The 6016-nt window shown below is 60.7% G+C and carries 5 protein-coding genes; 1 reads left to right on the top strand and 4 read right to left on the bottom strand.

What is annotated here, in order from left to right:
* On the bottom strand, positions 1-447 hold a 447-nt coding region (locus RBT54_RS18055), incomplete at its 3' end, for a Rieske (2Fe-2S) protein (protein WP_320368380.1).
* Between the two features lie 546 nt (positions 448-993).
* Between RBT54_RS18055 and RBT54_RS18050 the strand changes: the two genes are divergently transcribed.
* Positions 994-2685, top strand: coding sequence for an AMP-binding protein (locus RBT54_RS18050; RefSeq protein WP_320368379.1), 1692 nt, complete (start codon positions 994-996; stop codon positions 2683-2685).
* Between the two features lie 178 nt (positions 2686-2863).
* On the opposite strand, the gene RBT54_RS18045 is transcribed toward RBT54_RS18050, so the two are convergent.
* The 3 genes from RBT54_RS18045 to RBT54_RS18035 all read right to left on the bottom strand — a co-directional run.
* Complete coding sequence (locus RBT54_RS18045) at positions 2864-4246, bottom strand: OmpP1/FadL family transporter (RefSeq protein ID WP_320368378.1); 1383 nt, start codon at positions 4244-4246, stop codon at positions 2864-2866.
* A gap of 48 nt (positions 4247-4294) precedes the next feature.
* Positions 4295-5344: a 2Fe-2S iron-sulfur cluster-binding protein gene (locus tag RBT54_RS18040; protein WP_320368377.1), complete on the bottom strand. Its 1050-nt coding sequence runs from the start codon at positions 5342-5344 to the stop codon at positions 4295-4297.
* 89 nt (positions 5345-5433) lie between these two features.
* Positions 5434-6016, bottom strand: a 583-nt coding sequence (locus RBT54_RS18035) for a fatty acid desaturase (protein WP_320368376.1), incomplete at its 5' end; no start/stop codon positions are given.

Raw genomic sequence — 6016 nt, 5'->3', positions numbered from 1 at the left:
ACCGCGATAGTTCGCAAACCTCGGTACCCTGACGAGACTGCCTCTCGCCTGCTCTTCGAAGTTCGCGGTGTAACGCTCCTTGCCGGGCTGACTCTTCAGCTTGCCGTCTGCGCCAAAGATCCAGCCATGATAGAAGCACTGGAAGTGTTTGGCGTTGCCATGTTTCTCACGGCATACCTCGGCACCACGGTGCGGACACACGTTGAAGAACACATTCAACGCGCCGCTCGTATCGCGGTTGAAGACGAGGTTACGACCGGCAATGTTGCGCCGGACGAAATCACCATTCTTGGCGACCTCGGACTCATGGCCCACATAGAGCCAGCACTTGTTGAAGACAGCCTCGTACTCGGCCTTGAAGACAGCGTCCTCAGTAAATGCGGTACGCGCGACACGGAACAGGCCTTGCGCCTGATCTTCCGAAACAAACCCCGTCACAGTTTCCACAGACTCCTCCATTCTTGGTAACAACGATCTCTCTCGGGGACCGAACACCTTCGAGCGCGGCCTTGAAACACCCTGGAGCTCACCTGCTGCAGCTTTCGGGCTTCACTTATTTACCGACCGTCCTCTCTGTTTCCAGACTATCAATCTAGTGCGATGATGTCAACATCGAATTCTCTTATCCGACAACCCCTCGCTTCGCCAACTTTTTCGCGGGTCACCGGCCAGAGTAGCAATCCCTTGGCAGCGCTGGACGTTCGCCCATCGAACTGGTCGCGTAAGTGGATGCCCGTCCTCAGCAAACATACTTGCTTCGAGGGCTAGATCGTGATGGCAGCAACGCAGAAACTGCCCTACCATACCGACCGTATGGTCTGTTTGTGTTGCACTGCGCAAATGAGCTCGACATTCCGCCCTCATCGACGAACACTGCCTGCTGAAGCCACCACGCGCTCAGGGTGCGAACGCGAAACCACAGGCCAGCAGGCGCGACGCGACAAACCATATTCAGTTGCTCGCCATACCAACCCGCTTCCGGAGGAGACACTCATGACCGACATATCCGAATTCATCGCCGCACGCGACTTCCTGTTGCAACACCGCAGCGACTACGCCACCGCCTACGCCGGCTTCAAGTGGCCGAAGCTCAAGGAGTTCAACTGGGCGCTGGACTACTTCGACGCCATGGCCAAGGGGAACGACAACCCGGCGCTGTGGATCATCGAGGAGGATGGCCGCGAATCGAAGCTGAGCTTCGCCGAGATGTCGGCGCGCTCGAACCGCGTCGCCAACTGGCTGCGCAAGCAGGGCGTCAAGCGTGGCGAGCGCATCCTGATCATGCTCGGCAACGAAGTGCCGCTGTGGGAAACCATGCTCGCCGCGATCAAGCTCGGCGCGGTGGTGATCCCGGCGACCACGCTGCTGACCCCCGAGGATCTGGTGGACCGCGTCGAGCGCGGCCAGGTCAAGCACGTGGTGATCGGCAAGGCCCACACCGACAAGTTCGAGAACCTGCCGGGCAGCTTCGGTCGCATCGCCGTGGGCGGCGCGCCCGCCGGCTGGAAGGCCTTCGAGGAGGCCGCGGCCGAATCCGACCAGTTCACCCCGGACGGCGTGACCCGCGTCGACGATCCGCTGCTGCTGTACTTCACCTCGGGCACCACCTCCAAGCCCAAGCTGGTGCTGCACACCCACCAGTCCTACCCGGTCGGCCACCTGTCGACGATGTACTGGATCGGCCTGAAGCCCAACGACCGCCACATGAACATCTCCTCGCCGGGCTGGGCCAAGCACGCCTGGAGCTGCTTCTTCGCGCCCTGGAACGCCGGCGCCTGCGTGTTCCTGTACAACTACAACCGCTTCAACGCCAAGGCTCTGCTCGACGTGCTGGTGAAGTACGAGGTCACCACCATGTGCGCGCCCCCGACCGTGTGGCGCATGCTGATCCAGCAGGACCTGGCCGCGGTCAAGACCAAGCTGCGCGAGCTGATCGGCGCCGGCGAACCGCTCAACCCCGAAGTCATCGAGCAGGTGCAGAAGGCCTGGGGCATCACCATCCGCGACGGCTTCGGCCAGACCGAGACCACTGCCGAGATCGGCAACACGCCCGACCAGCCGCTCAAGCCAGGCTCCATGGGGCGCCCGCTGCCCGGCTACAAGATCGCCCTGCTCGATGTGGACAGTAACCCGGTGACCGAGGGCGAGATCTCGCTGGTGCTCGGCGACAGCCGTCCGGTCGGCCTGATGGTGGGCTACTCCGGCGATCCGGCCAAGACCGCGGAAGTGATGCGCGATGGCCACTATCGCACCGGTGACGTCGCCAGCATCGACGAGGACGGCTACATCACCTACGTCGGCCGCGCCGACGACGTGTTCAAGGCCTCCGACTACCGCATCAGCCCCTTCGAGCTCGAGAGCGTGCTCATCGAGCACCCGGCGGTGGCCGAAGCCGCGGTGGTGCCGAGCCCGGATCCGGTGCGCCTGGCGGTGCCCAAGGCCTTCGTGATCCTGGTCGCCGGCCAGGAGCCGAGCAAGGAGCTCGCCAAGGACATCTTCGCCTTCACCCGCGAACGCCTGGCCCCGTACAAGCGCATCCGCCGCCTGTCCTTCGCCGATCTGCCCAAGACCATCTCGGGCAAGATCCGCCGCGTCGAACTGCGAAAGGCCGAAGAGGCGCGGGGTGAGAACGCGCGGGGCGAGTTGGAGTTCTTCGAGGAAGACTTCTCCGAACTGAAGGGCTGAACCACCACTTGGGGGCATGCATGGGTCTCCCGACAGCAGGTCTGGTGAACCCACGCTGCCCCCAAGCGGCCAGAATGCATTAGGAAATGCAAAAAAGGCCCGGTCATAGGCGACCGGGCCAAACTCGCCAGTTTGGGGCGAGGAGATGAGCTATGTAGTCACATCAGGGGTGCCAGCATTAAAACCGCCTGGTATAGGCAATCGATGCTGCAATCTGCGAATGCGAGACCTCGATTGGCTTGTCCGTAATCGGCAAGCTATCGTTACGCACCTTCTTCTTGAAACCGTAGGCTAGTGAAAAATCAATCGCATCCTCAGGACTGAACGCGTATGAGAACCCTCCAGTAAGGTTCGTGGTCGGCGTCGACGGGATGATCGGCAGGGTCCCGCTCGAAGGACTCGCCAGTTGGGCATAGTGCGCGCCGGCGCGCACGGTCCAGTTGGCGTTGTAGCGGTATTGCGCTCCGAGCGAGAACACATTCACGTCCCGATAGTTGAACGGCAACTTCAGATCGAGCGTGTCACCAGATCCCGCCTGCTTGAAGCTCACGCTGATGTCCTCCATGACGTCACTCCAGAAGACTCGCTTGTAGTCGAAGGCGACAGTGAGCTGGTCGCTGAATGTATGACTCATGCCGACCACCAACGATGCAGGCATCTCGAAGTCGTGCAGCTTGGCTTTCCCCGGGAGTCCAATATTGCCTGCCACGGCACTAACTGCGGTGAGGTCGGCGTCGCCGGATAAGTCACCCACACGCGTCTTCAAGCTGTAGGCGACGCCAAATCGCGTCTGGGGACTCGGCTGGTAGGTAACACCAAGCCGCCCGCCGACGCCCCACGCCTCCACGCCCCCACCCGTGGCACGGTGATTATTGATGTCCAAATACCCGGCTGAGAGTTGCGGCACGCTGAGCAAGCCAGGCACCAGGGAACCGGACACCCTGCCCTGACCAGCCAACGTGCCGATCTGCGTCGTATCCAACAGAAATCCCAGGTTCACCGAGGTCCACACGGCCTCCAGAGAAGCTCCCACGGACAACCTGTCGTTCACCTGGTACGCAGCAGAGACCGGTATGCGCAAGACCAGCAGACGCGAGTAATTGTCCAGTCCGGTATCGACCGAGTTAGTCGAGGTACGCGAGAGGAAGCTGCTGCGCCCAAACTGGGTTCCAACGCCATCGGACGCGAAGGCGCCGACGCCAAGGGCCAGTTTGTCTGCGCGCCACAAGAAAGCGAGCTCGGGCCCGATATAGGGGCCGTTATTCCGCCCGTGACTATGGGAACGGGCCTTCTCGCCTGTGGCGGTATTCTTGACTTCCAAGCCCGCCGAAACGATGTCCGCTCCCAACACCATATGCTTGCCTTCCTGCATCTGAGTAAGCGTCGCGGGGTTCAGCATCATTCCTTGGGGCCCAATATCAAAGGCTGCGCCAACCCCGCCCATACCCTGAGAAACCGGCCCAACCCCCACGAGGTTGAAGGCGTCTGTTGCGGTTGCAACACCCGGGAGCACGCATGCGATGAAACCGACCGCGCCAATTTTGCATACTTTTTTATTCATGATCTCCTCCGTCTTATTTGTATTTCGAACTCAATTTTTAAATCGGAACTAAGCGTTTCGGCCGTCCGTGAATTTGTCGTAGAAGATCTTCTCCAACGGCACGCCGTGCTCGACAAGCCGCTCAATTGCTGCATCGATCATCGGTGGAGGGCCACATATGTAGCCCTCAGCGCCTTTACGGAAACTCGGGCCAATCTGTTCAGTGACAAGACCGCGCGCACCGGTCCACGAGCTCGAGTCCGGCTCGTGCGAAAGCACCGGGATGAAACTGAACTCGCCCTGCCAGTTGGCGGCGATATTGCGGATCACGTCCAGCTGGTACAGATCGCCCTGGGTTCGCGCACCAAACAGCAGCGTGCAGTCGCGCTTGATGCGATTTATCCGCGCGTGCTCGAGGATGCTGATCAATGGCGCCAGTCCGCTTCCACCAGCGATGCACACCATGGGCCCATCACCACCGTGCAGATGAAAGGCGCCTTGGGGCGCCTCCATCTCCAGCGACTGAGAATCGAGCTCGCCGCAAAACAGCGCTTCGGTGAACTGGCCTCCCGGGACCTTGCGGATATAGAACTCCAAGACCGAGCGGCCTTTTCGCTGCGGCGCGTTGGCAAAAGAGTAGCTGCGGAAACGGGAAGAACCCGGCACCCGCAGATTTGCATACTGGCCGGCGACATAGTGGACCGGCCGATCTGCCTGGACTGTCACCTTGAGAATGTCATGGGTGAGCGGCTCCGTCGCGACGATCTGTGCAGAGAACTTCTCCGAGACCGGCAGTTCCGCCGAAGGCGGATCGATCTCGACGACAGTGAGCTCATCGCGCGGAACCGCCTGGCAAGCCAGGATATAGCCCGCCTCCAGTTCGGCCTTCGACAGCGTGTAGCCAAACGGGGTAGCCTCCCGAACACGCCCTTGTTTCAGGCGCGTCTTGCACGAGGCGCAAGTGCCGACCGTACAGTCATGGGGGTAGGCGAAACCATTGGCCAACGCAGCCTCGAGCAACGTCTGTCCCGGATCGACCGTGATCGTGACACCCTGAGGCAGGATTCGAACTTGCTTCGGCTTTGCCTTGCCGAAAACTGATTGAAGAAAGCTTCGCATTGCATCACTCGGGAGAGACAGCAGTGGCAAGGGTCAAACGGGGCGTACGTCATCAGTACGCCCGTGCCACAGTTGGAAAATCGTGAGCGTCAGCCGTGGGCGAACGAGGGTCCGTCGGGCTGCTTGGCGCGACCGTCCTCGTCATCGAACCAGTCCTCCCACCCAGCCTCACGATTCTGTTCGCGCGCGAGGCGCCGTTCGGCAGGCGAGGCATACTCGTTGTCCCAACGCTTGAGTGCGGGCTTGATGATCGCGTTGTACCAGAGGGACGGAACGAACCCCGAGAGGAAGCAGACAATGATGCTCGGCATGATGATCGCCTCACGATCCGGCACCAGCTTGTAATAGGGAATATAGGAATTGAGATGATGGTCCGCGTGGTTGGTGATTTCGAACGCATACAGCCGCGACAGCGTCCCGTAATGGTTCCAGACATGTCGCTTCTCGATCGGCGCGCCGACCACGCGCACTTGGCCGAAATGCTGGTAATAGTTGAAAGCCTCGACCCAGAAGCGAGCAATCACCATCGAGGTCAAGCACAACCCTACGGCTGTCCAGCCACCCAGCGCATAGATCACAGCCTGGAATACCACGATGGCCAACAGTGCACGCCAGAGCGAGTGGCGAATCGAGTAGCGACCGTAACCGCGCTTCTCGAGGTTATCGGCGTCC

Source organism: Thauera sp. (genome assembly GCF_034003485.1).
Lineage (GTDB): Bacteria > Pseudomonadota > Gammaproteobacteria > Burkholderiales > Rhodocyclaceae > Thauera.
The sequence above is the reverse complement of the archived record's forward strand: the minus strand, read 5'-3'. Positions and strand labels throughout refer to the sequence as shown.

Coding starts and splice junctions, on each gene's coding strand:
- RBT54_RS18050 (WP_320368379.1), top strand. CDS start 994: ATGACCGACATATCCGAATTCATCGCCGCACGCGACTTCCTGTTGCAA.
- RBT54_RS18045 (WP_320368378.1), bottom strand. CDS start 4,246: ATGAATAAAAAAGTATGCAAAATTGGCGCGGTCGGTTTCATCGCATGC.
- RBT54_RS18040 (WP_320368377.1), bottom strand. CDS start 5,344: ATGCGAAGCTTTCTTCAATCAGTTTTCGGCAAGGCAAAGCCGAAGCAA.